2 protein-coding genes are annotated in these 679 nt (G+C 44.2%); both read left to right on the top strand.

Translation table 11 applies throughout. The features are described from left to right. Positions 1-226, top strand: a 226-nt coding sequence (locus tag NSMM_RS15840; RefSeq protein ID WP_218120939.1) for a hypothetical protein, incomplete at its 5' end; no start/stop codon positions are given. Between the two features lie 118 nt (positions 227-344). Next, complete coding sequence (locus NSMM_RS00035; RefSeq protein ID WP_090283387.1) at positions 345-602, top strand: hypothetical protein; 258 nt, start codon at positions 345-347, stop codon at positions 600-602. Positions 603-679 lie beyond the last annotated feature (77 nt).

Genomic DNA, 679 nt, shown 5'->3' with positions numbered 1-679 from the left:
GGTAATGAGAAGCAACACCGTTTCTGATAAGCCGGATGTTCAGCATACCCTAAAAACGCTACGCTACAAGCTCTTTGCCAAAGCAGCTTACATCACAAATGACGGGCGAAAGAAAATCATAAATATGACCGTTGCTATGCAACATCGTGAGTGGTTTGAAGGGCTCTGGGACAAGTCCAAGTCCTTTGATTTGCCCGTGAAATTTAAGCCCGTCTTCTCCCCTTAGAAAGTTCTAATGGAAAATCTGGGCTAAATCTAGTGTTTGAGCGGTTGAAGTACAGCGGTATACCTGGACGATTAGTTGTCAGCAAACAATTAAATCGGTCCTGAGGAGATATACCACTATGAAGAAAAATACCGTTGTTGAACTGACACGTCCAGATCGGTTTAGTGATTCGTTGACAGAATTGTTATGGACGAGACAAAAACTGCCAGAACAAGTTGTTGAAGCAGCATTGACAGGATTTATAGAGCAATTTCCCGGTAAGGAGCTGAGTGATGGAAAAATTGCTGTGGTACGTAATGGCTATCAACCTGATCGGAATATACAAACGGGCGCCTCGAAAAACCTCGACTCGCCCACTTTTAGTAGACTTGGTTAAATTACGTTGCCTTGAAACCCATTCTTCTCCTGCCGATGAAACCACATAGCGCCATCAAGCTTGACCTGTTCGCCGAC

Source organism: Nitrosomonas mobilis (genome assembly GCF_900103035.1).
Classification (GTDB): domain Bacteria; phylum Pseudomonadota; class Gammaproteobacteria; order Burkholderiales; family Nitrosomonadaceae; genus Nitrosomonas; species Nitrosomonas mobilis.
The sequence above is the reverse complement of the archived record's forward strand: the minus strand, read 5'-3'. Positions and strand labels throughout refer to the sequence as shown.

Coding starts and splice junctions, on each gene's coding strand:
- NSMM_RS00035 (WP_090283387.1), top strand. CDS start 345: ATGAAGAAAAATACCGTTGTTGAACTGACACGTCCAGATCGGTTTAGT.